Raw genomic sequence first — 25,199 nt, 5'->3', positions numbered from 1 at the left:
TGGGCGGGACGGTTCCGTCAATCCTGCAGGTGACCCATGCGATGGGCCTTGGTCGACAGATAGCGGTGATTCAGCGGATTGGCGCCGGCGTGCAGCGGGATGCGTTCGATCACTTCGATCTGCTGCGCTTCGAGCGCGCGCACCTTCAGCGGGTTGTTGGTCAGCAGGCGGGCCTGGCGGATGCCCAGGCTCTGCACGATGTGCGCGGCGAAACGATAGTCGCGCGCATCGTCGGCGAAGCCCAGCATGCGGTTGGCGTCCACGGTGTCGGCGCCGGTGTCCTGCAGCGCGTAGGCGCGGATCTTGTTGATCAGGCCGATGCCGCGGCCCTCCTGGCGCAGATATACAAGCGCGCCGCGTCCTTCGGCGGCGATGGCACGCAGCGACGCTTCGAGCTGCGGGCCGCAGTCGCAGCGCAGGCTGAACAGCGTGTCGCCGGTCAGGCACTCGGAATGCAGGCGCAGCAGTACCGGTGCGCCGTCCGAAAAGTCGCCCAGCGTCAGCGCGACATGTTCCAACCCGGTGGCCGGGTCGGCATAGCCATGCAGCGCGAAGTCGCCATAGCGGGTGGGCAGGCGGCACATGGCACCGGAAACGGCGGCCGGGCCAGCCGCTGCGGGCGCATCGGGTCCGCCGTGCCCGGTTGCGTCGCCCTGCGGCAACTGGCCGATGGCGCGGTATTTCTTTTCACTGGAGTGCGAGGTCATCTGCTGCTTTGCTGGAAGTGGCCGGATCAACGCCGGAAACGGACAGGTCTCGTCCGTCTGCGGGGCCATAAGTATGGCGCAACTCGCGCGCTGTACGACAGCCCGCGATTCTGAAGCGCTGCCGGTTGTTCACGCCCCGTCAGGCTAGTCCATGCACGAGCACGGGCACCACAATCGATGTGATGACACCGTTCAATCCCATTGCAAGCGCCGAAAAGGCGCCTGCGGTTTCACTGATCTGGAAGGCGCGTGCGGTACCGATGCCGTGTGCGCTCATGCCGATCGCGAAGCCGCGGATCGCATCGTCCTGCGTGCCGGTCGTCTTCAGCAGCGCCGGCCCGATGACTGCGCCGACGATGCCGGTCAGCATGATGAGCACCGCGGTCAGCGACGGCAGTCCGCCGATCTTTTCCGAAATGCCCATGCCGATCGGCGAGGTGACCGACTTCGGCGCCAGCGAACGCAGCACCTGATCGCTGGCGCCGAAGGCTTCGGCGATCAGCCATACCGACACGACCGACACCACCGATCCGGTGACCAGCGCGAGCATCGACGCACCGAACAGCTTTTTCAGCCGTGGCCACTGCGCATACAGCGGCACCGCCAGCGCCACGGTGGCCGGTCCGAGCAGGAAGTGCACGAACTGCGCGCCCTCGAAATAGACCGCATAGGGGGTGCCGGTGAAGGTCAGGATGGCCACGATGAGCGCGACCGCGATGGCGACCGGATTGGCCAGCGGATGCGAACCCAGTTTCGCGTATAGCGCGTACGCCAGCTGGTAGGTGAGCAGGGTCAGCGTCAGCCCGAGCAGTGGCGACGTGGATAGATAGACCCACAGTTCACGCAGTTCCGGGTTCATCGCTGTCGGGCGGCGGCGCGCATGACGAAGGCGGTGAACAGCAGCGTGACGGCCGTGCTGAGCAGGATGGCGACGGTGATCGGCAGCCAGGCGGTGGCCAGCAGACCCAGATGCGTCATGACGCCGGCGCCGGCTGGCACGAACAGCAGCGAAAGGTGCTGCAGCAGGCCGTTGGCCGTGTCGCGCAATTCGGTCGGCACGCCGCCGCGAATCACCAGCGCGGCAAAAAGAAGCAGCATGCCGAGCACCGGTCCGGGCACCGGCAGGCGCAGCCACTGCACGACGGTTTCGCCGATCAGCTGGAACACGAGCAGGAGCGTGAGCGAGGCGAGCATGGGAGGCAGGGGAGGGTGAGCGCCCGATTCTATCGATGTGCGCGCCGCGCATACGAAAAAGCCCCGCCACGGGCGGGGCCTCTCGTCAAACGCGCGCCGCTCAGCGGTAGCCGGCGCGGTCGAACACCTTCTGTGCCTGGGCGGTCGTCTTCGCCAGTTCGCCGACGTTCAGCGTGTCGGCCTTGAAGCTGCCGAGCGACTTCAGTTCGGCGTTCGACACCTGCACTGACGGCACCACCGGCCATTCGTTGTTGCCATCGGCGAAGTAGGCCTGTGCTTCATCCGACGCGAGATACTCAAGGAACTTCACTGCGGCATCCTTGTTCGGTGCGGTCTTGAGCATGCCGCCACCGGACACGTTGATGTGCGTGCCGAACGACGACTGGTTCGGCCACACCACGCCAACCTTCTCCATCAACGCCTGGTCTTCGCGCTTGGTCGAGCGCAGCAGCCGCACGAGGTAGTAGGTGTTGGACACCGCCACATCGCATTCGCCGGCCGCCACCGCCTTGATCTGGTCGGTGTCACCGCCCTTGGGCGAGCGGGCGAAGTTGGACACGACGCCGCGCGCCCACTCTTCGGTCTTCGCCTCGCCGATATGCTGGATCAGCGCAGCGCCGAGTGAAATGTTGTACGGATGCGCGCCCGAACGCGAGCACACCTTGCCCTTGAGTGCAGGCTTGGCCAGATCTTCGTAGTTGGCCACATCGGCCGCCTTCAGCCTGAGCTTGTTGTAGACGATGACGCGCGCCCGGGTGGAGAAGGCGAACCAGTTCGACTCCGGGTCGCGCAGATGTGCCGGGATGCGGCTTTCGAGCACCGCCGACTTCACCGGTGCAAACAGGCCGAAGCCGTCGGCCTGGGCGAGACGCGACGCATCGACCGTGATGAACACGTCGGCCGGGCTGTTCGCGCCTTCGTTGCGGATGCGCTCCAGCAATTCTTCTTCCTTGCCTTCGATGCGGTTGATCTTGATGCCGGTCTGGCGCGTGAAATTTGCGTACAGCGCCTCGTCGGTCTGGTAGTGACGGGCCGAGTAGAGGTTGAGCACCTTGTCCTGCGCGCCGGCGGGCGCAATCAGCAGGCTGACACCGAGTGCAGCGGCCAGCCGGATCAGACGGGAAGTCATCGAAAGCTCCATTGAGTACGGTTCATGCACATGCCGGCTGGGGCGGGGAATCCGTCCTGCCCGATGGCGGCGAAAACTTAACAGAAGTGATTCGCAATTGCAAAGTGTTCGCAATTGCACTATCTTGAATGAGAATTGTTCTCATAAAGGATGTGCGCATGGATGCCGTACTCGTGGGCGCGGACCGGCTTGGAAACATTCCGGACGTGCTGGCTGAATTCGGATTGAAGATCGGCCATCACATCACCGGGCGAGAGCCCAAACACCAGCGCTCGGCGCCGCGCCTTCCGGGCGGAACACAACTGGTCATTCTGTTCACCGATTTTCTCGGTCACAACGTGATGAAGGCATTCCGCGAAGCGGCGCGCGAGCAGGGGGTGCCTGTCGTGGCATGCCGGCGGTCGGTGTGTGCGCTGAAGCAGGCGCTGGAGGGGTGCGGCGCCGTGCGCTGCGCGCAGTGCCCGAAGGCTCAGCGGAGTGCGGTCGCACCCTGACTGTCGACGTCGATGCGACGGGCGCCATTGAAGCGGCGCGCCCAGTAGCGACCGGTCATGTCGTCGATGCGCACGCCGCCGCCACGCGAATTGGCATGCATGAACTTGTCGTCACCCATGTAGATGCCGACGTGGGAAAAGGTACGGCTGAGCGTGTTGAAAAACACCAGGTCGCCCGGCTGCAGGTCTTCGCGCCCGACGCGGGCACCGACGCGCGCCATTTCAACGGCGGTGCGCGGCAGCAGCACGCCCAATGCATCAGAAAACACATGGCGCACAAAGCCGCTGCAGTCGAAACCGGTTTGCGGCGTGTTGCCGCCGAAGCGATAGCGGATGCCGAGCAGGGCGAAACCGCTGTCGAGCAGATCGGTGACCGCGCCCGCGGCAGCGGCGGCGTGTTCCGCCACCCTGTCACCGGAGAGGTCGTCCAGCGAGAACCCTGTCGGCGCTTGTTCGACCGGTTCGGCACGTGCGGCGAGGGGAAGTACGGTAGCCAGAGCCAGTGCGGCACAAAGGCATATCCGGGTCAGGGGTATTCGACGCATGGGTCGCGAATATACGCATGCAGGTCCCCCCTGCCAAGTTTCACGGACAGTCTGCAGCGGGTCCCGGGCTGCCCGCGACCAGTTACCGACTGCCCCCCGCGCCGCGCAAAACCTCGCCGCCGCGGCGCCGGCTTCCCCTACAATCATGCGTTCGATCCCATTGCAAGCCGGTTTCAGGGCCCATGAGTGACCGTAATTCGAACGCTGACGTGATGCCGCCGGTGAAGGTACTCATCGTAGATGACTCGCGCATGGTGCGGGCATCCATCATCAAGCGCATCCGCGATCGCTTCGATTTTCGCGAGGAAGCCGATGGAGAAGCCGGCTGGCAGACGCTGCTGGTGGATGATTCGATCCAGGTCGTACTGTCTGACCTGACGATGCCGAAGCTTGATGGCTACGGCCTGCTCGAACGCGTGCGCTCGTCGCGCGTGCAGCGCATCGCCGACATTCCGGTGATCATGATTTCCGGCGACGAAGATGACGCCGCACGCGAACGTGCGCGCGAACTGGGCGCGACCGACTTCATCACCAAGGGCATCGGCACGGTCGAACTGATTGCGCGCATCGAATCGGCCAGCCGCCTCAACAGCACGCGACGCCAGCTCGCCGACAGCCGCGAAGCGCTCGCCGCAGCGTCGCCGATCGACCCCCATTCCGGAATGGCGAGTCCGCAGTACATGGAAATCCACGGCGCACAGCTGCTGTCCGCGGCGGTTCGCCAGCGTGGCGAGGTCAGCGTACTGATCGTCGGCATCGACAATTTCGGTGACATCGTGCGCAGCTTCGGCCGCCACGTGACCGACCTCATCATGCGCAAGCTGGCCAAGGTGCTGGCGACCAAAGTGCGCAAGGAAGACACCTTTTCGCAGATCGGCGAGGGCCAGTTCGCGATCATCACGCCCGACATCAGCCTGGCCAGCGCAGAACAGTTCGCCAACCGCATGCGCACCGTGATCGCCGCGACCGCGATGCAGTACCGCGGCCAGACGCTGCGCATCAGCCTGAATATCGGCGTGGCGAACAGCCTGTCCGACAATGCCGACTCGGTGTCGCAGATGCTCGGGCTGGCGGTGGCGCGCGCCGACATGGCGCAGCGCGAGGGCGGCAACGCAGTACGAAGCAGCGGCGGCGAGCCGCAGAAATTCGCCTGGACAGCCGGCATCGTGAGCATCGAGCGCGCGCTGCTGCTGATCAAGTCCGGGGCATCCGACGAAATCGATGCCCAGCTTCCTGCGCTGATCTACCGGCTGCTGCCGCTGCTCGAGTTGATTGGCGTCAAATACGATTGCGACATCCCGCTCGACTGCTTGCGCGGGTACGCAAGCGAAGCTGATACTTCGATCGTTGATAAAAAATAATATCTGCAAGACGGCGCAGGTCAGAGGAGGAAACATGTCAGCAAGCACGGATTTTCACGCGCGTTCCATTTCCCAACGCGACACGTTCTGGGCCGAACAGGCCCGCCTGATCGACTGGCAGGAGGCTCCACAGCAAACCTGCGACTTTTCCCGGCCACCTTTTGCAAAGTGGTTCGTCGGCGGCACCACCAATCTCTGTCACAACGCGGTCGACCGCCATGCCGCGACGCGGCCCGACGCGGCGGCGCTCATTTTCGTATCGACCGAAACCGGTATCGAAAAGACCTATTCGTTCGCCGAACTGAAGCGCGAAGTCGAGCGCATGGCGGCGATGTTGATGTCGCTCGGCGTCGGGCGCGGTGACCGCGTGCTGATCTACATGCCGATGATTGCCGAAGCGGCCTTCGCCATGCTCGCCTGCGCGCGCATCGGTGCCATCCACTCGGTGGTGTTCGGCGGCTTTGCATCCGGTTCGCTGGCCACCCGCATCGATGATGCCAAGCCGAAGGTCATCGTGTCGGCCGAAGCCGGCATGCGCGGCGGCAAGGTCGTACCGTACAAGCATCTGCTCGACGAAGCCTGTTCGCTGGCCGAATTCCCGCCGGCACGCGTGCTGATGGTGAACCGCGGCCTGGACAAGGAATGTCCGGTGGTGGTCGGGCGCGACGTCGATTACGCGACGCTGCGCACCCACCACATGAATGCGAGCGTGCCGTGCGTGTGGCTCGAATCGAGTGAGCCGTCGTACATCCTGTACACCTCCGGCACCACCGGCAAGCCCAAGGGCGTGCAGCGCGATACCGGCGGCTATGCGGTCGCGCTGGCGGCCTCGATGCAGCACATCTACTGCGGCCACCCCGGCGAAACGATGTTCACGACGTCGGACATCGGCTGGGTGGTCGGCCACTCGTACATCATCTATGGCCCGCTGATCGCCGGCATGGCGACGCTGATGTACGAAGGCACGCCTCTGCGTCCCGACCCGGGCATCTGGTGGAGCCTGGTCGAAAAGTACAAGGTGTCGGTCATGTTCTCGGCGCCGACCGCCGCCCGCGTGCTGAAGAAGCAGGATCCGTCCTACCTGAAGAAGCACGACATTTCATCTCTGCGCCACATCTTCCTGGCCGGCGAGCCGCTGGACGAGCCGACCCACGAGTGGCTGATGAGCGCGCTCGACAAGCCGGTCATCGACAACTACTGGCAGACCGAAACCGGCTGGCCCATCCTGTGCGAACTGCCGGGTGTCGAAAAGACGGCCATCCAGCTCGGTTCGCCCGGCCATCCGGTGTACGGCTACGACCTGCGCATCTTCCGCGAGGACGGCACAGAGTGCGGGCCGAACGAGAAGGGCATCGTCGGCATCGTGCCGCCGCTGCCGCCGGGCTGCCTGTCGACCATCTGGGGCGATGACGATCGCTTCGTGCGCACCTACTTTTCGCTGTTCAAGTCGCCGCTGGTGTATTCGTCCTTCGACTGGGGCATCCGCGATGACGCCGGTTATCACAAGATTCTCGGCCGCACCGACGACGTGATCAACGTCGCCGGCCACCGGCTCGGCACGCGCGAAATCGAGGAGGCGATCCAGGCGCATGCCGGCGTGGCCGAAGTGGCCGTGGTCGGTGTGGCGGACAACCTGAAGGGCCAGTTGCCGATGGCGTTCGCCGTGGCCAAGGATGCCAGCCGGGTCGCAACGCCGGAAGGTCGCGCCGCGATGGAAAAGGAAGTGATGCTGACGGTCGACAACCTGCTCGGCGCCATCGCACGGCCCGGCCGGGTGCTGTTCGTCAATGGCCTGCCCAAGACACGCTCGGGCAAGATGCTGCGCCGCTCGATCCAGGCGATCGCCGAAGGGCGCGATCCGGGTGACCTGACCACGCTGGACGACCCGACCACGCTCGATCAGATCCGCCAGTCGCTCGGCTGAGCAACCGCCGGCTGACGCGTACGCGTCAGCCCGGCATGCCGCTGATGCGGCTCATCAGCGCGGCGGCGTTATGCACGTCGTAGCGCTGCATCAGCTGGGCGCGGATCTTCTCCACGGTGCGCGGACTGATGCCCAGTTCGCGCGCGCATTCCTTCGACGTCAGACCGCGTGTCATCGCCGACAGCACTTCGCGCTGGCGCAGGCTCAGCGTATCCACCGTGCCGCTGACGCGCAGCGGTTCGAACAGCCAGCTGGCCCGCCGGTACGGGTCGCTGCGGTCGAGCGCATTGCCCAGCACGCGGAACCAGCGCAGCCCGCCGTCGCGCAGCCGCATCAGCCGCTCGTCCTCATAGGTCCCCGATTTGAACAGCGCCTGCCAGCCGCGCTCGCCAACCCGCTCGAATTCGCTGGTCGTCGGGTACAGCACGGCCATGCTCTGGCCGATCAGCGCCGAGCGCGGATAGCCGAAACTGGCGGCGAAGCGGTCGTTGCACCACTCGATGCGGCGCTGCGAGGTCAGCACCATACCCAGCGGACAGAGGTCGGCCGCCTGGTCGGCGGCGGTGGAATCGGGCATCAAGGAAGACATATCTGGCTCGGCAGGGCGTAGTTCTGCGACTGGCGCAGGTGTCAGGGCGCGCCTAATGTATACCCGATCCGCCGGCCGCCCAATGGGGCCGGTTTTCGCCACCGAATTTCGCCACAGAAGGCCGCCGAGCGCGGTCGCGGGAGAGAGTCCATGATCGATCTGACCGGTTTCGCCCACACGCCCTTTGCCCGGCGCCCCGACGCAGATGTCGAAACCCTGATGGCGGAAGTCGCCGCCGAGGCGATTGCCGATGCGGGTCTCGAACCGGCCGACATCGACGCCGTGGTCGTCGGCCACTTCGGCGTCGGCATGGTGAAGCAGGGCTTCGTGGCCGGTCTGTCGGCCAATCTGCTGCCCGGCCTGCGCATGACGCCGGCGGTGCGGGTCGAGAACGCCTGCGCCAGCGGCAGCGCCGCGGTGCATCAGGGCGCGCTCGCCATCCGCGCCGGCACGGCCCGGCGCGTGCTGGTGATCGGTGTAGAGGTGATGTCGCAGCTCTCGACCCGCGACGTCGGCAACGCGCTGCTGCGCGCGTCCTACTTCAAGGACGAAGCCGAAACGCCGGCCGGCTTTGCCGGCATGTTCGGCGTGATCGCCGACCGCTATGCCGAACGCTTCGGCGACCCGCGCGACGCGATGGCGCGCATCGCATCGAAGAACCACGACAACGCGGCGCACAACCCGCTGGCGCAGTACCGCAATCCGCTCAGCATCGAATTCTGCGCGACCGAATCGGAGAAGAACCCGCGTGTCGTCGGCCGCCTGCTGCGCACTGATTGCTCGCCGATTTCCGATGGCGCAGCGGCCATCGTGCTGTGCCACAGCGACGCGCACGACGGCAGCCGGCCCTTCGTGCGCCTGCGCGCCACGGCGCAGGCCAACGACATCATGCCGACGTCGCAGCGCGACATGAGTGAGCTGGCCGGTGCGCGCGTCGCCTGGCAGCGCCTGCTCGATTCGGCAAAGCTCACGCTCGATGACCTCGACAGCGTGGAAGTGCACGACTGTTTCACCATCGCCGAACTGATGATGTACGAAGCCATCGGCCTGACGCCGCCCGGCGGCGGCCACCGCGCGCTGGAAGAGGGCTGGGTGCATGCCGGCGGCAAGCTGCCGGTGAATCTGTCCGGCGGCCTGAAAACCAAGGGTCACCCGATCGGCGCCACCGGCGTATCGATGCATGTCATCAGCGCGTGGATGCTGCTCGGCCGCTTCCGCGCCGACGTCTTGCCGGACGCGCGCTTCGCCGGCATCCTCAACATGGGGGGTGCCAGCGTGGCCAACTACGGTTCCATCCTCGAACGCGTGCAGTAAGCGGCCCGGTCGCAGCCGCCAAAGAAAATCAAGATAACGGAGAGAGAGCACCCATGAACATCGCCCTGTGGCTTCAGCGTACCGCGCAGCAATACCCCGATCGTCCCGCCATTGCCCTCGGTCGCGAGGTGCTGTGGAACTACCGCGGATTCGCCGAAAGCGCGGCGCGCTTCGCGACCTGGCTGCGTGCGCAGGGTCTCGCGCCGGGCGACCGGGTGGCGCTGTTCATGTACAACACGCCCGACTACCTGCCGCTGATGTGGGGCGCCTGGTGGGCCGGTGTGGCCGTGGTGCCGATCAATGCCAAGCTGCACGCCAAGGAAGCGGCGTTCATCTGTACCCACAGCGGGTCGAAGATCGTGTTCTGCGGCGCCGAGGCGCGCGACGACCTCGAAGCCGTGCTGCGCGACGGCGGCAACGCGGTGCCGGTGCTGTCGTCGTTCGGATTCCTGCGCGATGCGTCGATCGCGCCGTCGGCCATCGAGCCGCGCTCCGATACCGATCCGGTGTGGCTGTTCTACACCAGCGGCACGACCGGCCGGCCCAAGGGCGTGAACCTGTCGCTGCGCCAGTTGCGCTGGACCTGCATGGGGTATCTGAGCAGCGTGCAGGCGCTGGCACCGGGTGACGTGGCGCTGCATCCGGCGCCGATGTCGCATGGCGGCGGCCTGTTCCACCTGCCTTACGTCATGCAGGCCGGCATCAATGTGGTGCCCGAATCGGGTGGCTTCGACGCCCAGGAATGCTTCGACCTTGCCGCCCACTGGACCGAAGCGTCGTTCTTCGCGGCGCCGACCATGGTGCGCCGCCTGATCGACGTGGTGAAGAAGACCGGCCAGCGTCCGGCCGGCCTGGCGACCATCTGCTACGGCGGCGGCCCGATGTATCTGGCCGACCTCGAAGAGGCACTGGAACTGATCGGCCCGCACTTCGCGCAGATCTACGGTCAGGGCGAGTGCCCGATGATGATCACCGTGATGCCGCGCGCACTCATTAACGACCCGACGCAGCCGCGCTACCGCGAACGCCTGGCGTCGGTCGGCTTCGCGCAATCTATGGTCGAAGTGGCGGTGGTCGATGCGCAGGGCAAGGACGTGCCGACCGGCGAAACCGGCGAAATCCGCGTGCGCGGCGAAGCCGTCATGAATGGCTACTGGGACAACCCGGAAGCGACCGCGGCGTCGATCGTCGATGGCTGGCTCTATACCGGCGATGTCGGCCGCCTCGATGAAGACGGTTTCCTGACGCTGCTCGACCGCAGCAAGGACCTGATCATCAGCGGCGGCAGCAACATCTATCCGCGCGAAGTCGAAGAAGCGCTGCTGACCCACGAATCGGTCGCCGAAGTGGCGGTGATCGGTCGTCCCGACCCGGAATGGGGTGAAGTGGTGATCGCCTTCGTCGTGACGCGCCAGCCGATGACCTCGGCCGAACTCGACGCGCACTGCCTGACCGAGATCGCGCGCTTCAAGCGGCCCAAGCACTACCGCTTCGTCGATGAACTGCCGAAGAACAACTACGGCAAGGTGCTGAAGACCGCGCTGCGCGAGATGGATGCACAGTCGTAAGGCCCTCTGACGTCCCGACGCTTAGCCCGCATGGCGACTTGCGTCAGCGCAGCGACCGGTAGTGGTCGAGCACCTTCGGCACGTAGCGCAGGGTTTCCGCGAACGGCGGCACCTTGCGGCCGTGCCTTTCGACCGCGCCTTCGCCGGCGTTGTAGGCGGCCAGTGCCAGGTCGAGCCGGTTGTCGAAACGTGCGATCAGGTCGCGCAGGTAGAGCGCACCGCCGAGCAGGTTCTGGTCCGGATCGAAGCGGTCGGTCACGCCATAGCGGCGCGCCGTGTCCGGCATCAGCTGCATCAAACCGGCGGCCCCCTTGGGTGACACCGCCTTCGGGTTGTAGGCCGATTCGACCGCAATCACCGCATTGAGCAGCCCGGCTTCGACGCCGGTGCGGTCCGCCACGCGCGCAATGCGCTGTTGGTGCGCTGCAGCGGCCGCGGACCGCCGGACCGTCCGGCCGACGCTTGCCGGGGCGCCGGCCGGACGTGATTCCAGCAGCAGTTCATAGCCCTCGCCGACGGGCGTGTCGGTGAGATGCAGTGTGCCCTCACCATCTTCGCGCGCGTAAATGTCCGCCTGTGCCGGCGCCGCACTCAGCAGGCAGAACAGCGAGAGGATCAGTTTGGTGGCTCGATTCATCTGAAGGAAACACAGGCCCGGTAAAGTATCGAGTATTGCAATCTTGCTGCCGCAAGGTTTCGCTCATGTTGCACTGCCCGCAAACGCTTGCTGCCGCATGGCCGGCACCGCTAGACTAAGTCAATGATGACACGTAACGAATCCCCGGACAGAACCCTGCCAGGTCCCACTCGCGGCCCCACTCAAGGCCGTGTCGTACAACGCGGCTTCACGCTGCTCGAACTGCTGGTCGTGATGGTCATCATCGGTCTGCTGGCCGGTTATGTCGGCCCGCGCTACTTCAGCCAGATCGGCAAATCCGAAGTCAAGGCGGCGCGCGCCCAGATGGATGCGCTGGAAAAGTCGCTTGACCAGTACAGACTGGACAACGGCCGCTACCCGACGACCGAAGAGGGCCTGAAGGCGCTGGTCGAACGCCCGGCCACGGCCCCCAAGTGGGGCGGCCCCTATCTGAAGAAGGCGGTGCCGCCGGATCCGTGGGACCGCCCCTACATCTATCGCGCGCCGGGCGAACACGGCGAATACGATCTCAGCTCGCTGGGCAAGGACGGTCAACCAGGCGGCAGCGACGAAGCCGCCGACATCACGAACTGGTGACATGCTTTTCCGCATCCGGGCCCTCGACGTCACCAACCGCATCACGCAGCTTCAGATCGAGGCGTCGGACGAAATCTCCGCCCGCGCCCAGGTTCAGGCCGACGGCCTGACCGTTCTGTCGGCTGCGCGTGCGCGCACGCTCAGCTTCACTCGCCAGCGTTTCCCGGTGCTGCTGTTCTGTCAGGAACTGCTGGCACTGCTGCGCGCTGGCCTGTCGCTGGTCGAGGGGCTGGAGGTGATGGCCGACAAGGAAGGCCGCACGCTGTCGCGTACCGTGCTCACCGCGCTGATCGATGCGCTGCGCCAGGGCAAGACGCTGTCGATGGCGATGGCGGCGCAGACCTCGGTGTTCCCCGACCTGCTGGTGGCGATGATCCGCGCTTCGGAACGCACCAGCGACCTCGACCAGGCGCTCGAGCGCTACGTCGCCTACAGCGAACAGCTGGAAAGCGTGCGCGGCAAGCTGGTCGCCGCGGCAACCTACCCGGTCATCCTGCTGGTGGTCGGCCTGCTGGTTGTCATGTTCCTGCTGGCCTTCGTCGTGCCGCAGTTTTCCAAGGTGTATGAAGACATTTCGACCGAACTGCCGCTGGCGTCGCAGTGGCTGCTCGCCTGGGGCCACTTCGTCAAGGCGAATTCCGGTGCGCTCGGCATCGCGGTGATCGCCGTCGTCGTCGGGCTCGGCTGGACGCTGCGCCAGCCGGCATTCCGGCAGGGCTTCATGGCGCAGCTCGAACGCCTGCCCGGCATCGGCGACCGCATGCGCATCTTCCGGCTGGCGCGCTTCTTCCGCACGGTCGGCATGCTGCTGCGCGGCGGCATTCCGGTCGTGCAGTCGCTCGAACTGGTGCGCGAACTGCTGCCGCTGCCGATGCAGCAAAGTCTGTCGCGCGCGCTGCTGTCGATCCGCGAAGGCCGCTCAGCGTCCGACGCCTTCACCGAAGTCGGCCTGAGCACCGCCGTGGCGTCGCGCATGCTGCGTGTCGGCGAGCGGGCGGGCAACCTGGGCGACATGATGGAACGCATCGCCGCCTTCCACGACGAAGAAATGACGCGCTGGCTCGACCGCGCCACCCGCCTGTTCGGTCCGCTGCTGATGCTGGGCATCGGGCTGGCGATCGGCGGCGTCGTGGTGCTGATGTACATGCCCATCTTCCAGCTCGCGGAAAGTCTGCAATGAACGCGCCCCTGCCAGCCGGCGCGCCGCAGGGCGTGCCTGCCGACCTGATCGCCCGTGCCCGGTTGCGTGCCGGACGCGGTTCGATCATGCAGGCGCTGATCGACCTGTCGGGCGACACGCCCGATGCGATGTGCGCCCGCGTCGCCGCCCAGCTCGGCCTGCCGGCGATGAACAGTGCCGCGCTCAATGCGCTCACGCCTTCGCTCGAACGCATCCGCTTTTCCGAGGCGCTGGCGCGTGCCGTGCTGGTGGCCGTCGACGAATCCGGTCACCTGATCGCCGTGGTGGCCGACCCCTACGACGGCGCGCTGCAGGATTGGCTGGCCGCGACGCTGCCGGCCAGTTTCGAACTGCGCGTGGCCACGCGCGACGACATCACCGCCGCGCTGGCGCGCTACGAAGACAGCCAGCGCGCCTCCACCGGTCTGCTCGACGACAGCAACCGCGTCAGCGCCAGTTCGGCTGAAGTGCTGTCGCTGGCGCGCATCGCCGACGACGCCAGCCCGGTCGTGCGGGTGGTCAATTCCACGCTGTACGACGCGCTGAAACAGGCGGCGTCCGACATCCACCTCGAATCGGTGCCGGCCGGCATGCAGGTCAAGTACCGCATCGACGGCGTGATGGTGCGGATCGGCCAGATCGCCGGCGCCGACACCGCCGAGCAGGTGGTGTCGCGCATAAAGGTGCTGGCCGAACTCGACATCGCCGAGCGGCGCGTGCCGCAGGACGGCCGCTTCAAGGTCGCCTACGCCGGACGCGACATTGACCTGCGCGTGTCCATCATGCCCAGCGTGCACGGCGAAGACGCGGTGCTGCGCGTGCTTGACAAGGACCACCTGACGCAGGAACTGCAGGCACTGTCACTGGAGAGCCTGGGTTTCGACGACATCGCGCGCGCCGCCATGCGCAAGCTGGCGGCCGAGCCCTACGGCATGCTGCTGGTGACCGGCCCGACCGGTTCCGGCAAGACCACCTCGCTGTACGCGACCATCGGCGAGATCAACCACGGTCTCGACAAGATCATCACCATCGAAGACCCGGTCGAGTACCAGCTGCCCGGCGTGCTGCAGATCCCGGTGAACGAAAAGAAGGGCCTCACCTTCGCGCGCGGCCTGCGCTCGGTGCTGCGCCACGACCCGGACAAGATCATGGTGGGCGAAATCCGCGACGGCGAAACCGCCGAGATCGCGGTGCAGGCCGCGCTGACCGGTCACCTCGTGCTCACCACGGTGCACGCCAACAATGTGTTCGACGTGATCGGCCGCTTCCTGCACATGGGCGTCGATCCGTACAACCTGGTGTCGGCGCTGAACGGCATCGTCGCGCAGCGTCTGCTGCGCCTGAACTGCCGGCACTGTTCGGTCGCCCAGCAGCCCGATGCCGCGATGCTGGCCGAATCCGGTCTGGCAGACGCCGTCGGCTACGACTATCGCGCCGGCACCGGCTGCGGCCATTGCCGCGGCACCGGCTACAAGGGCCGGCGCGCCATTGCGGAGTTGCTGGTGCTCGACGACGAGCTGCGCGAACTGATCGTGACGCGCGCGCCGATGCGGCAACTGAAGGAAGCCGCGCGGGCGCGCGGCACGCGCACGCTGCGCGAAGCGGGTCTGGTGCTGGTGGCCAGTGGTGAAACCAGTCTGACGGAATTGAACCGTGTCACTTTTGTCGTCTAGGACACTGCTGCTCGAGGTCGGTCCGCACGGCCTGTCGCTGGCGCGCGCGGGCGAACGGCTGCATGCCGACCTGCAGCCGCTGGCGCACGACACGCTGGCCGCCGCGCTGGCCCGCATCCCGGCCGCTGCCACGCCGCGTCGCGCGGCGGTCGAGGTGTCGATCGACAACGCGTGGACGCGCTGGCAGGTGATCGACCTGCCGCCCGGCGTGGCCGGCCGCGACGAGGTGCAGGCGCTGGTGCGCGCCCGCATGATGGAAGTGTTCGGCACCGCCGCGCAGGGTTGGACCTTTGCCTGGGACGCCCAGCCCGCCGAGCGCGTGCTGGCCTGCGGCATGGACACGGCTCTGGTGCAGGCACTCGTGGCCTGGGCGGCCGCGACCGGCGTGCGGCTGACCAGCATGCAGCCGGCCTGGTTGCGCGCCTATGCGGCTTTCGGCGGCAGCGCCGCGCTGGGCGGTTTCGCGCAGCTTCAGCACGGCTGGCTGTGCATGGGCCTGTGGTCGGGCGGACGCTGGCTGCACATGCGCGGCGAGGCGCTTGATGATCCGGCCGCGCTGCCGGCGCTGCTCGAACGGCGCCTGAGCCTGTTCGACGGTGCACTCGATGGCGGCCAGCTGTTCGTCCAGGGCGCGCCGTCGATGAATTTGCCGCGCGGATGGCGCTGCGTGACCGGCGGGGTGGTCGCATGAAGCTGCCATTGATGGGCCGGCCGGGCGCACGGCCCGCGACACCCGAACTCGATTTCGTGGCGCGCCGCCACGCGCCGGGCTGGCTCGGCTGGCTGCTGCTGGCCGTTGGCGCCGTCGCCGCGTTCGCGTCGTTCGATCGCTGGCAGACCACCGAAGACGAAGTCGCCGCCTTGCGCGACGACAACCGGCGTGCGGCACGCAAGGCCGAACAGGCACGCGTGCTGGCGCGCCGCGAACAGGATGATCCGGCGCTGCGCGCGCGCATCGACGTCGCACGCAAGCTGTCGCTGCAGCGCGCACGCGAATGGCAGCCGCTGTTCGCCGAACTGGAAGCGCGCGGCAAGGAGGATGTGGCGCTGCTGTCGGTCGAGCCGGACGCGGCACGCGGCGTGCTGCGTGTGACCGGCGAGGCGCGCGACCTCAATGCGCTGTTCGCCTACGCCGAGTCCTTCGCCGACGCACAGGCGGTCGGTGCGCCGCGCATCGAGGTGTTCGAACTGAAGGACCGCAACGGCCTGCAGGTGGTCGCGTTCTCGCTGCGTCTGCAGTGGAGGGGCGCATGAACATGCTGCGCGCCCGTCTGATGTATGCCGCATTGCGTGCCGGCTGGGCGGGCGCGCTCGGCGTCGCGCTGCTCGCTTTTGCGCTGGCCATCCAGTTTGGTGCCACGGCGCCGCTGGAAGCCGAACTGGGCGTGCTCGAAGGCGAACGCAGCGCGCTGGCCGAGCGCCTGTCGCTGGGTCGTACCGTCGAATCGCCGCGCGAGCAGCTTGACCGCTTCGACGCCTCGCTGGTGCCGCGCGCGCGCATGCCGTCCGTCCTCGAAGCGCTGTCGCAGGCGGCCGGGCGCAACAAGCTCGTGCTGGCGCGCGTCGAAAGCCGCGAATCGCAGCCGGTCGGCGCCGGGTACGCACGGCAGGAATATCTCTTTCCGCTGCGTGGCAGCTATCCCGCGCTGCGCACCTGGCTGGCCGAGATCCAGCAAGTTTCGCCGGCCGTGCTGGTGGAAGAAGTCGTGCTGCGCCGCGAAGACATCGCACGCGGCAACGTCGATGCCAGCGTGCGCGTGTCCATCCTGATGAAGGACGCGCCATGAATCGCGGTCTGATCGCGGCACTGGCCGCCACGCTGGCGGCCGTGTGGTACGTGGCCGGTCTGGATGACGGAACCGATGCCGAGCCGTCTGCGCCCGACAGCCGTCGCCCGTCGAGTGCTTCGCGCGCCGTGGCGGCGACAGGCGATGCGCCCGGCGTGTTGATCGCCGACGCACCGGTGCGTGCAGCAGCCGAAGTCGGTCGCGACCTGTTCGCCACGCACAGCTTCCTGCCGCCGGCGCCGACCGCGACGGAACAGGCGGCGATGGCCGCCCGCAAGGGGCCTCCACCCGCGCCGGTTGCGCCGCCGCTGCCGTTCCGCTATCAGGGCAAGCTGATGGAGGAGGGCGGCATCACCGTGTTCCTCGCCCAGGGCGACCGCATCCTGCCGGCGCGCACGGGCGACCTGCTGAACAACCAGTACCGCGTTGAATCGGTGACGGCTGCGGCCATCACCTTCATGTTCGAACCGCTCAAGCAGCGGCAGACCCTGACCATCGGAAGCGCCCCATGATTGCATTCCAGCCGGCCCGCCTGCGCGCGCTCATTTTTGCATTCCTTGCCGTCACCCTGGCCGGGTGCGCCACCAATCAGGCGTTCGAAGACGGCAAGAAGGCGCTGATCAGTGGCGAACAGGAACGTGCGCTCAGCCTGTTCGAACAGGCGACCAAGGAAGCGCCGGACAACCCCGAATTCCGCGCCACCTTCTTCCGCCAGCGCGAAGTCGCCGTGTCCAAATTGCTGGCGCAGGCGGAAAACGCCCGTCTGGCCGGCCGGCGCGACGAAGCCACCGCGGCACTCGACAAGGCGCAGACGCTCGACCCGCGCAACCAGCGCGCCCAGTTCATCCGCGACCAGATGACGCGCGGCCAGCGGCACGACGCCATGGTGCGCGAAGCGCGCACGCTGCTCGAACGCAAGGACATGGGCGGCGCCGAGGCGCGCCTGCGCAACGTGCTCGAACAGGACAACACGCACACCGCCGCGCGCGAAATGCTGCGCGAGGTCGAACAGGCCCGTCCGAAACAGAGCGCGCCGGCCGAACTGGGCGGCCTGTTCCAGAAGCCGGTCACGCTCGAATTCCGCGACACCTCGTTGCGCAACGTGTTCGAGGCGATCGCGCGCTCGACCGGCATCAACTTCGTGTTCGACAAGGACGTGCGGTCCGACCTGAAGGTGACGCTGTTCGTGCGCAGTACGACCGTGGCCGAAGTGATGCGGCTCATCCTGATCACCAACCAGCTCGAACGCAGCGTGCTGTCGGACAACACCGTGCTGATCTACCCGAACACCGCCGCCAAGCAGCGCGAGTACAAGGAAATGGTCACGCGCACCTTCTTCCTCGTCAATGCCGAAGCCAAGCAGGTGCAGAACCTGATCAAGACGGTGGTGAAGACCAAGGACATCTATATAGATGAGCGCATCAATCTCATCGTGATGAAGGACACCGCCGATGCAGTGCGTCTGGCCGAACAGCTGGTGGAGTCGGTCGATGTGGCCGAACCCGAAGTGATGCTGGAAGTCGAGGTGCTCGAAGTCAGCAGCAACAAGCTGAAGGAACTGGGGCTGGATTTCCCGGACCAGATCGGCTTCGGCGCGCTGCGTTCGCAGCAGCAGGTGATCCAGCAGTCGACCGCGGCCGGCGTGACCAGCAACGTCGTGCAGCTGCCCGGCCAGGAAATCGCACCCGGCGTCGTGCCGCTGAGCGACATCAGCGACCTCACCGGCTACATTTCCAACCCGGGTCTGATCCTGAACCTGCGCAAGCAGGACGGCTCGGCCAACCTGCTGGCCAATCCGCGCATCCGCGTGAAGAACAAGGAAAAGGCCAAGGTGCACATCGGCGAAAAGCTGCCGGTATTCACCACCACCTCGACCGCCAACGTCGGCGTGTCGGCGTCGGTCACCTATCTCGACGTCGGCCTGAAGCTCGACGTCGAACCGCTGATCCACCTCGAAGACGACGTCGACATCAAGATGACGCTCGAAGTGTCGAGCGTGGTGCGCGAAGTGCAGGGGCCGCAGAGCTCGCTCGCCTACCAGATCGGCACCCGGTCGACCGCGACCGCCCTGCGCCTGAAGGACGGCGAAACGCAGATTCTCGCCGGCCTGATTTCCGACGAAGAGCGGTCCAGCGCATCGCGCCTGCCCGGGCTGGGCGATCTGCCCATCATCGGCAAGCTGTTTTCGAGCGAGCGCAACAGCACCAACAAGACCGAAATCGTGCTGCTGATCACCCCGCGCATCGTGCGCAACCTGAACCGCCCGGCGCACATCCTGCCGGCGCTGGCTGCCGGTACCGAAGCCGCCGTCGGTGCGCCGTCGCTGGCGGTCCGCAAGACCGGCAAGGACCAGGGCATGCGGCTGTCGAGTTCGGGTGGCAGTGCCGCAGCTGCGGCCGCGCCGATCGCGCGTCCGCTGGTGCCGGAACCGACGGAACCGGGTCCGGGCGAAGAACCTGGGGACGCCACACAGGTCGATCTGCGCATGCAATCGACCGGTGAAGCAGCCATCGGCGGAGAAGCTGGCGTGACAGTGCTGATGAAGGTACCGGTTGGCGCCCAGCCGGCGACGGTTGAACTGGTGTATGACCCGAACGTGCTGACTGCGCAGGGCAATGTCACTGCACCGGGCCGGACAACTGTCAGCATCGTCGGCGGCGACGGCCAGGACGCGCGCAGCGAGGTACGCTTCCGCGTCAGCCCGACGGCGCCGATCGGCAGCACCAGCGTGCAGGTCGGCAGCGTCACCCTGCTCGGCGCCGACGGCAACCCGCTGCCCGTGTCGCCGCCGTCACCGGCGGAGATAACGATCAAGCCCTGACGGCGCGGCGATAAGCACTTCGCACCGCAATGGTCGCCGTCCCTGTGGGAGCGGCGGCCTCTGCACCGCGATGATCGAGGCACGATCGCCTCCCTTGTGGGAGCGGCGGCCTCGCCGCGATGCGCACTTCGCACTGTGATGGTCGTTGCACCGATCGCGACGGGGCCGTCGCTCCCACACACAGTCTCTGCGCTTGAGGCCTTGCCGTGGTCTGTGGCGACGCCGCACTTGTGGGAGCGGCGGCCTCGCCGCGATACGCGCTCTGCACCGTGAGGGTCGAGGCACGATCGCCTCCCTTGTGGGAGCGGCGGCCCCGCCGCGATGCGCACTTCGCACTGTGATGGTCGCTGCACTGATCGCGACGGGGCCGTCGCTCCCACAGTCCCTGCGATCGAGAGCCCGCCGTGGCGTCTCGCCCACAAGCCCTTTCACGTCTTTGATCGCCTTGTCCGGCTTGCGCGCGAGCGCCCGGGGCGCCGTAAACGAAAAAAAGGAAGGCAGAGCCTTCCTTTTATCTTCTTCAGCTGACCGGGAATCAGCCGGCCTTGCGATAGGCCTTGGCTTCCTTCTTCAGACGCTTGAAGGTTTCCGGATCGGTCGCACGCAGGTACTCGACGACATCCATGTCTTCGCGACGGATCTTGCTGATGTCGATCTGTTCGACGTGAACCAGACGCAGCAGAGCCTGAACAGGTTTGGGCATGTTGCGGCCGCTTTCGTAGCGGGATCCGCCGCTCTGCGTCACGCCGAGACGCGACCAGAATTGCGACTGGTTCATGCCCAGCTTCTTGCGAATCTCTCGTGCATCGATGTTGTCTGTGGATTTCATGCTCGTTGTCCTTGAAAAAGTGGATGACGACCCAGCCGTGCCTGCCTTGAAAGTCCGGTCCGGGCGACTTGCCGAATCGCATAAAAATGCTGCGTTTCTCTTATCACTAAAGGCATAAGAGAAATCCAGTATAAATGATCACGTCGTCCTGTATCAAACAGATTTGCATATTTTTGCAACTCGGTTTGCTGCGCGAAATGCCGACACGCTGACCGGTCCTGGAACATGCCGGCCGCTCATCCCTTGCGAGCGCAGCGCGGCGTGCTACCGGGGCGGATCGGTTACAATCTCCGGTTTTCGTATAACGCTGCGGAAGTACAGATGGCCCTCATTGTCCAGAAATACGGCGGTACGTCGGTCGGCAAGCCCGACCGCATCAAGAGCGTGGCGCGCCGCGTCGCGCGCTACGTTGCCCGCGGCGATCAGGTGATCGTCGTGGTGTCGGCGATGAGCGGAGAAACCAACCGCCTGCTCGGCCTCGCGAAAGAGGTGTCGCCGGCACCCGACCCGCGCGAACTCGACGTGCTTGCGTCGACCGGCGAGCAGGTCACCATCGGCCTGCTGTCGATGGCGCTTAAAGACCTCGGCCTGAAGGCGCGCAGCTACACCGGCGGCCAGGTGCGCATCCTGACCGACAGCGCCTTCACCAAGGCGCGCATCCTGTCCATTGACGAACGCAATATCCGGCGCGATCTCGACGACGGCAATGTCGTCGTGGTGGCCGGCTTCCAGGGCGTGGACGCCGACGGCAACATCACCACGCTCGGCCGCGGCGGTTCCGACACCACCGGCGTTGCGCTGGCGGCGGCCCTGAAAGCCGACGAGTGCCAGATCTTCACCGACGTCGACGGCGTGTACACCACCGACCCGCGTATCGTGCCGGAAGCACGCCGGCTCGACCGCATCACCTTCGAGGAAATGCTCGAAATGGCGAGCCTCGGCTCCAAGGTGCTGCAGATCCGTTCGGTCGAATTCGCAGGCAAGTACAAGGTCAAGCTGCGCGTGCTGTCCAGTTTCGAGGACGAGGGCCACGAAGGTCCGGGCACGCTGATTACTGTCGAGGAAGAAGCCAATATGGAACAACCCATCATTTCCGGCATCGCGTTCAACCGCGACGAAGCCAAGATCACCGTTCTGGGCGTGCCTGACCGCCCGGGCATCGCCTACCAGATCCTCGGCCCGATCGCCGACGCCAACATCGACGTCGACATGATCATCCAGAACGTCGGCCACGACGGCTCGACCGACTTCTCGTTCACCGTCAATCGCGGTGAATTCACCAAGGCGATGGAAATCGTCGAAGGCGTGCGCCAGCACATCGGCGCGCGCGAAATCAGGGGCGACAACAAGATCTGCAAGGTGTCTGCAGTCGGCGTCGGCATGCGTTCGCACCCGGGTGTCGCCAGCAAGATGTTCCGCACGCTGGCCGAAGAGGGCATCAACATCCAGATGATTTCGACCTCCGAGATCAAGGTGTCGGTGGTGCTCGACGAGAAGTATCTCGAACTTGCCGTGCGGGTGCTGCACCGCGCGTTCGAACTCGACCAGCCGGCGGCGTAATCCGCTCGGCAGGCGCGATGCGCGTTTGACCCGGGGAGGGTCAGGCGGTATGATTCGCGCGCTTTGGAAGGACCGGAGGGGTGGCCGAGTGGTCGAAGGCACTCCCCTGCTAAGGGAGCATACGGGCCAAAACCTGTATCGAGGGTTCGAATCCCTCCTCCTCCGCCAGTTTCAGAGCTTGAACGGCAGTATATTTGTGCTAATATATTGCCTCTTTGCAGCGCGCCCGTAGCTCAGCTGGATAGAGTACTTGGCTACGAACCAAGGGGTCGGGCGTTCGAATCGCTCCGGGCGCGCCAACAACGCAAAGACAGTCGCAAAGATAGGCCAGTCGTCAGACTGGCCTTTTTCTTTTGTGCGGTCGGGGATGAATGTCCTGGACTGCGATGTGACAAAAGAGCGGACAAAAGAGCGGACAAAAGAGCGGACCAAAGAACGGACCAAAGAACGGACCAAAGAACGGACCAAAGAACGGGCCAAGGCGTGTCATGCGGCGATGCGCGCGACCGGCGCGCGGCCCTTCGCCCGTTGCGCCGCTGCCCACAGGTCGCGCTGTGCCTGCAGGCGCAGCCAGTAACCGGGCGTGGTTCCAAGGGCTTCCGACAGCCGCAGATCGATGTCTGCGCTCACTGCAGCGTGCCCATGCAGGATGCGCGACAACATCACGCGACTGATTTCCAGGTGCGCAGCGAACGCCGTCACACTCATGTTCAGGTCTTCAAGCCATCCAGCCAGAAGTTCGCCCGGCGGCGCGGGGTCATGCATGTCCATCGTTCAAGCCTCAGTGATAATCGATGTAATCCACTAGTTCGACGTTCGGGCCATCAAAGCGAAAAACCAGCCGCCAGTTCGCTTGAACTGTCACCGCGTGAAATCCAGCCCGATTTCCTGTCAGCGAGTGCAGTCGCCACGATGGTCGCGCAAGATCGTCCGCGCTGGCCGCTGCGTTCAGCGCTGTCAGCAATTCGCGTAGTCGCCTGGCGTGTATCGGTTGAATACCGGCCTGCTTTCCACTGTGGAAGAAGGCCTCAAGCCCCTTGTGGCGAAACGAATTGATCATAAATCGTAAATCCAGGCTTTACAACTAGGCATTCGCCATTGATCCGGTGTTCATGGGCGCAAGCGCTTGAAGCCGTACATCGAGCCCGCTCCGAAAAACCGAAGCGAGAATCGCGCAACGCCTGAACGGCGTCAGCTTCATGTCTGACATCGCTGCAACCGCTGCCAATTGAGCATGCCCCGCGATTCTACCTATGCAAATGTCGTTAATGGCGTTGCCCAGTTGGAGAGCGCAGCGGCATTGATCAGGCGCAAGGCGGATTTGCACGCGGCATCCATGCTTGAAGTGTCGAAGGCACCCGCCTTTGCGTCACATGGAGATGTGTCATGCCGAAGATCGCCGATCTCATCAATCCGGGACTTCATCGCCCCACCGGACCGGTTGTGCGCCCGCCGCTGGAGTTCGCCAAGGCGACCGTGATCCTGTTCGACGATGTGCCCGAGGGCACTGTGATCGATACGCAGTACGCCGCAAAAGGGGTGACGTTTGCGTCCATCACCACCAAACCGGCCAAGCGCTGGCACGCATACGCGCGTTCGGCCTGGGGCATGGAATCGGCACCGAACGGCGTTTCCGTGGTCGCGCCGCCGCAGCTCTGCATGTTCGACGCACGTCAGGGCGGCATCGAAGCCGTCTTCGCGAAACCGCAGCGCTGGGTTTCGATCGACGCCAAGCCGATGGAGGCGCCCGAAGGCATGACTGCGGCGACAGCGCAGCCCTTCCTCGAAGCCTATGACGCTGCGGGAAAGCTGCTCGGACGCGCCGAGTACCCGGTGGCCCACAGCGATGCGGCGTGGGGTAGCTGGCAGACCGTGCTTTACTCGTCCACCACGGCCAACATCGCGAAGGTCATTTTTTCGTGCTCGCGCGACGGCAACACGCCCGTGTATTCACTGTTCGACCGCTTTGCCTTCGCGCTCGAACGTTCGCTGATCGCGCGCCCGCTGGGCGGCTGAAGCGGCTTGTCGTCCGGGCCCCGGATCCGACACAACACAAAGGGCCGCCAATGGCCCACGGAGGAAATCGTCATGAATCTGCCCCTGACCGCGGAACAACGTCAGCACCTCGAACTCATCCTGCGACAGGAACACGAAGAATTGAGCGCACGGCGCCAGGCGTATCTCGGCGGCCTCACGCGTGCCGAGCACGCCCGCGAAGTGCTGCTGCAGGACGGTGACGACGCGCCGCAGCGCGCGTCCGACCGCGAGATCGATCTGCAGCGTGTCGAAGAAGATGTCGCGCGCCTCGCCGACATCGACGCCGCATTGCAGCGCATCGCCGAAGGCACTTACGGCATCTGCCGCGAGTGCGGCGCAGACATCCCCGCCAGACGGCTGGAGGTCGCGCCGCAGGCCCGGTACTGCGTCGCCTGCGAAGCGCAACGCGAACGCGGCCGCAAAGCCGCCGCAAGCCTCTGAAGCCGTCCATGCGCAGGGGCCGCGCCCCCGGAGACCGCGGCGAAGTTTGAATCGCAGCGCTGCGGGAGCGGCGCGCCTGGAGACCACGGCGAGCCCTCAAGCGCAGGGACTGTGGGAGCGACGGCCCCGTCGCGATCAGTGCCATGACCATCACAGTGCAACGTGCGCATCGCGGCGAGGGCCAACCGTGGATCACCGCTCCCAAAAGGGCCGCGTATCCGGAGACCACCGCGAGCCCTCAAGTGCAGGGATGTGGGAGCGACGTCCTCGTCGCGATTGGTGCGATGACCATCGCCGTGCGAAGTGCGTATCGCGGCGGGGACGCCGCTCCCACAGGGGAGGCGCGCCCGGAGACCACCGCGAGCCCTCAAGCGCAGGGATGTGGGAGCGACGGCCCCGTCGCGATTGGTGCGGTGACCATCGCCGTGCGAAGTGCGTATCGCGGCGGGGACGCCGCTCCCACAGGGGAGGCGCGCCCGGTGACCACCGCGTGCCCTCATGCGCAGGGATGTGGGAGCGACGGCCCCGTCTCTATTGGAGCGGTGACCACCTCCGTGCGCCGTTCGCATCGCGGCGAGGCCCCCGCCCCCAGAGGGGAGGCGCGCCCGGAGACCACCGCGAGCCCTCAAGCGCAGGGATGTGGGAGCGACGGCCCCGTCGCGATTGGTGCGGTGACCATCGCCGTGCGAAGTGCGCATCGCGGCGAGGCCGCCGCTCCCACAGGGGAGGCGCGCCCGGAGACCACCGCGAGCCCTCAAGCGCAGGGATGTGGGAGCGACGGCCCCGTCGCGATTGGTGCGGTGACCATCGCC

26 protein-coding genes and 2 tRNA genes are annotated in these 25,199 nt (G+C 65.9%); 18 read left to right on the top strand and 10 right to left on the bottom strand.

Annotation, left to right across the window (positions count from 1 at the left end; genetic code table 11):
• Positions 1-17: 17 nt before the first annotated feature.
• The 4 genes from ribA to NMQ14_RS11020 all read right to left on the bottom strand — a co-directional run bounded on the left by ribA (position 18) and on the right by NMQ14_RS11020 (position 3,030).
• Entirely contained in the window at positions 18-584 is a 567-nt protein-coding gene (gene ribA / locus NMQ14_RS11035) for a GTP cyclohydrolase II (RefSeq protein ID WP_373457190.1), read from the bottom strand.
• Between the two features lie 262 nt (positions 585-846).
• Entirely contained in the window at positions 847-1,566 is a 720-nt protein-coding gene (locus NMQ14_RS11030) for an LrgB family protein (RefSeq protein ID WP_257096070.1), read from the bottom strand.
• Positions 1,563-1,901, bottom strand: a complete 339-nt coding sequence (locus NMQ14_RS11025; RefSeq protein ID WP_257096068.1) for a CidA/LrgA family protein — start codon at positions 1,899-1,901, stop codon at positions 1,563-1,565. The genes NMQ14_RS11030 and NMQ14_RS11025 overlap by 4 nt, the downstream gene beginning before the upstream one ends.
• A 100-nt stretch (positions 1,902-2,001) precedes the next feature.
• Positions 2,002-3,030 (bottom strand): Fe(3+) ABC transporter substrate-binding protein, encoded by a 1,029-nt coding sequence (locus tag NMQ14_RS11020; RefSeq protein ID WP_257096066.1) that lies wholly within the window; start codon positions 3,028-3,030, stop codon positions 2,002-2,004.
• Positions 3,031-3,188: 158 nt separating this feature from the next.
• Between NMQ14_RS11020 and NMQ14_RS11015 the strand changes: the two genes are divergently transcribed.
• On the top strand, positions 3,189-3,524 hold the full coding sequence (locus NMQ14_RS11015) for a DUF2325 domain-containing protein (protein WP_257096064.1): 336 nt from the start codon (positions 3,189-3,191) through the stop codon (positions 3,522-3,524).
• Here NMQ14_RS11015 and NMQ14_RS11010 read toward each other — a convergent pair.
• Positions 3,500-4,069, bottom strand: a complete 570-nt coding sequence (locus NMQ14_RS11010; protein ID WP_257096062.1) for a C40 family peptidase — start codon at positions 4,067-4,069, stop codon at positions 3,500-3,502. The two genes, NMQ14_RS11015 and NMQ14_RS11010, sit on opposite strands and share 25 nt — an antisense overlap.
• 182 nt (positions 4,070-4,251) lie before the next feature.
• Here NMQ14_RS11010 and NMQ14_RS11005 point away from each other — a divergent pair, with 182 nt between their 5' ends.
• Together NMQ14_RS11005 and NMQ14_RS11000 are read left to right on the top strand one after the other, a co-directional pair.
• Complete coding sequence (locus NMQ14_RS11005) at positions 4,252-5,430, top strand: diguanylate cyclase domain-containing protein (RefSeq protein ID WP_257096060.1); 1,179 nt, start codon at positions 4,252-4,254, stop codon at positions 5,428-5,430.
• A 34-nt stretch (positions 5,431-5,464) separates the two neighbouring features.
• Positions 5,465-7,354, top strand: a complete 1,890-nt coding sequence (locus NMQ14_RS11000) for a propionate--CoA ligase (protein ID WP_257096058.1) — start codon at positions 5,465-5,467, stop codon at positions 7,352-7,354.
• Positions 7,355-7,379: 25 nt separating this feature from the next.
• Here NMQ14_RS11000 and NMQ14_RS10995 read toward each other — a convergent pair whose 3' ends face one another.
• Positions 7,380-7,931, bottom strand: coding sequence for a LuxR C-terminal-related transcriptional regulator (locus NMQ14_RS10995; protein ID WP_257096056.1), 552 nt, complete (start codon positions 7,929-7,931; stop codon positions 7,380-7,382).
• Between the two features lie 162 nt (positions 7,932-8,093).
• Between NMQ14_RS10995 and NMQ14_RS10990 the strand changes: the two genes are divergently transcribed.
• On the top strand, positions 8,094-9,257 hold the full coding sequence (locus NMQ14_RS10990) for a thiolase domain-containing protein (RefSeq protein WP_257096055.1): 1,164 nt from the start codon (positions 8,094-8,096) through the stop codon (positions 9,255-9,257).
• 53 nt (positions 9,258-9,310) lie between these two features.
• Entirely contained in the window at positions 9,311-10,825 is a 1,515-nt protein-coding gene (locus tag NMQ14_RS10985; RefSeq protein ID WP_257096053.1) for an AMP-binding protein, read from the top strand.
• Positions 10,826-10,868: 43 nt separating this feature from the next.
• Here the strand turns inward: NMQ14_RS10985 and NMQ14_RS10980 are convergent, their stop codons facing one another.
• Positions 10,869-11,462: a lytic transglycosylase domain-containing protein gene (locus NMQ14_RS10980; RefSeq protein WP_257096051.1), complete on the bottom strand. Its 594-nt coding sequence runs from the start codon at positions 11,460-11,462 to the stop codon at positions 10,869-10,871.
• Between the two features lie 123 nt (positions 11,463-11,585).
• Between NMQ14_RS10980 and gspG the strand changes: the two genes are divergently transcribed.
• The 8 genes from gspG to NMQ14_RS10940 are packed head-to-tail and all read left to right on the top strand — an operon-like array spanning position 11,586 to position 19,520.
• A complete protein-coding gene (gspG, locus tag NMQ14_RS10975) occupies positions 11,586-12,059 on the top strand; it encodes a type II secretion system major pseudopilin GspG (protein ID WP_257096049.1) in 474 nt (157 codons plus the stop codon).
• A 1-nt stretch (position 12,060) separates the two neighbouring features.
• Complete coding sequence (locus NMQ14_RS10970; RefSeq protein ID WP_257096047.1) at positions 12,061-13,239, top strand: type II secretion system F family protein; 1,179 nt, start codon at positions 12,061-12,063, stop codon at positions 13,237-13,239.
• Entirely contained in the window at positions 13,236-14,912 is a 1,677-nt protein-coding gene (locus tag NMQ14_RS10965; protein WP_257096045.1) for a GspE/PulE family protein, read from the top strand. The genes NMQ14_RS10970 and NMQ14_RS10965 overlap by 4 nt, the downstream gene beginning before the upstream one ends.
• Positions 14,893-15,603, top strand: coding sequence for a hypothetical protein (locus NMQ14_RS10960; protein ID WP_257096043.1), 711 nt, complete (start codon positions 14,893-14,895; stop codon positions 15,601-15,603). Before NMQ14_RS10965 ends, NMQ14_RS10960 begins: the two co-directional genes overlap by 20 nt.
• On the top strand, positions 15,600-16,166 hold the full coding sequence (locus NMQ14_RS10955; RefSeq protein WP_257096042.1) for a hypothetical protein: 567 nt from the start codon (positions 15,600-15,602) through the stop codon (positions 16,164-16,166). The genes NMQ14_RS10960 and NMQ14_RS10955 overlap by 4 nt, the downstream gene beginning before the upstream one ends.
• The gene (locus NMQ14_RS10950; protein ID WP_257096040.1) at positions 16,163-16,699 is read left to right on the top strand and encodes a GspMb/PilO family protein; all 537 of its coding nucleotides are present in this window, start codon (positions 16,163-16,165) and stop codon (positions 16,697-16,699) included. The genes NMQ14_RS10955 and NMQ14_RS10950 overlap by 4 nt, the downstream gene beginning before the upstream one ends.
• The gene (locus NMQ14_RS10945) at positions 16,696-17,211 is read left to right on the top strand and encodes a hypothetical protein (RefSeq protein ID WP_257096038.1); all 516 of its coding nucleotides are present in this window, start codon (positions 16,696-16,698) and stop codon (positions 17,209-17,211) included. The genes NMQ14_RS10950 and NMQ14_RS10945 overlap by 4 nt, the downstream gene beginning before the upstream one ends.
• On the top strand, positions 17,208-19,520 hold the full coding sequence (locus NMQ14_RS10940) for a secretin N-terminal domain-containing protein (RefSeq protein WP_257096036.1): 2,313 nt from the start codon (positions 17,208-17,210) through the stop codon (positions 19,518-19,520). The genes NMQ14_RS10945 and NMQ14_RS10940 overlap by 4 nt, the downstream gene beginning before the upstream one ends.
• A 535-nt stretch (positions 19,521-20,055) precedes the next feature.
• On the opposite strand, the gene NMQ14_RS10935 is transcribed toward NMQ14_RS10940, so the two are convergent.
• On the bottom strand, positions 20,056-20,349 hold the full coding sequence (locus tag NMQ14_RS10935) for a DNA-binding transcriptional regulator (RefSeq protein ID WP_257096034.1): 294 nt from the start codon (positions 20,347-20,349) through the stop codon (positions 20,056-20,058).
• Between the two features lie 321 nt (positions 20,350-20,670).
• Here NMQ14_RS10935 and NMQ14_RS10930 point away from each other — a divergent pair, with 321 nt between their 5' ends.
• From NMQ14_RS10930 to NMQ14_RS10920, 3 genes are all read left to right on the top strand, one after another.
• The gene (locus NMQ14_RS10930) at positions 20,671-21,909 is read left to right on the top strand and encodes an aspartate kinase (RefSeq protein WP_257096032.1); all 1,239 of its coding nucleotides are present in this window, start codon (positions 20,671-20,673) and stop codon (positions 21,907-21,909) included.
• A gap of 74 nt (positions 21,910-21,983) precedes the next feature.
• Positions 21,984-22,077 (top strand) — tRNA-Ser (locus tag NMQ14_RS10925).
• 54 nt (positions 22,078-22,131) lie between these two features.
• Positions 22,132-22,208 (top strand) — tRNA-Arg (locus NMQ14_RS10920).
• Between the two features lie 187 nt (positions 22,209-22,395).
• Here the strand turns inward: NMQ14_RS10920 and NMQ14_RS10915 are convergent.
• Both NMQ14_RS10915 and NMQ14_RS10910 read right to left on the bottom strand, forming a co-directional pair.
• Positions 22,396-22,680 (bottom strand): HigA family addiction module antitoxin, encoded by a 285-nt coding sequence (locus tag NMQ14_RS10915; protein WP_257096030.1) that lies wholly within the window; start codon positions 22,678-22,680, stop codon positions 22,396-22,398.
• A gap of 10 nt (positions 22,681-22,690) precedes the next feature.
• The gene (locus NMQ14_RS10910; RefSeq protein WP_257096028.1) at positions 22,691-22,969 is read right to left on the bottom strand and encodes a type II toxin-antitoxin system RelE/ParE family toxin; all 279 of its coding nucleotides are present in this window, start codon (positions 22,967-22,969) and stop codon (positions 22,691-22,693) included.
• Positions 22,970-23,295: 326 nt separating this feature from the next.
• Between NMQ14_RS10910 and NMQ14_RS10905 the strand changes: the two genes are divergently transcribed.
• Positions 23,296-23,925, top strand: coding sequence for a hypothetical protein (locus NMQ14_RS10905; protein WP_257096026.1), 630 nt, complete (start codon positions 23,296-23,298; stop codon positions 23,923-23,925).
• A 72-nt stretch (positions 23,926-23,997) separates the two neighbouring features.
• The gene (locus NMQ14_RS10900; protein ID WP_257096024.1) at positions 23,998-24,387 is read left to right on the top strand and encodes a TraR/DksA family transcriptional regulator; all 390 of its coding nucleotides are present in this window, start codon (positions 23,998-24,000) and stop codon (positions 24,385-24,387) included.
• The last annotated feature ends 812 nt before the right edge of the window (positions 24,388-25,199 follow it).

The sequence above is a fragment of the Methyloversatilis sp. XJ19-13 genome (genome assembly GCF_024580155.1).
Classification (GTDB): domain Bacteria; phylum Pseudomonadota; class Gammaproteobacteria; order Burkholderiales; family Rhodocyclaceae; genus Methyloversatilis.
The sequence above is the reverse complement of the archived record's forward strand: the minus strand, read 5'-3'. Positions and strand labels throughout refer to the sequence as shown.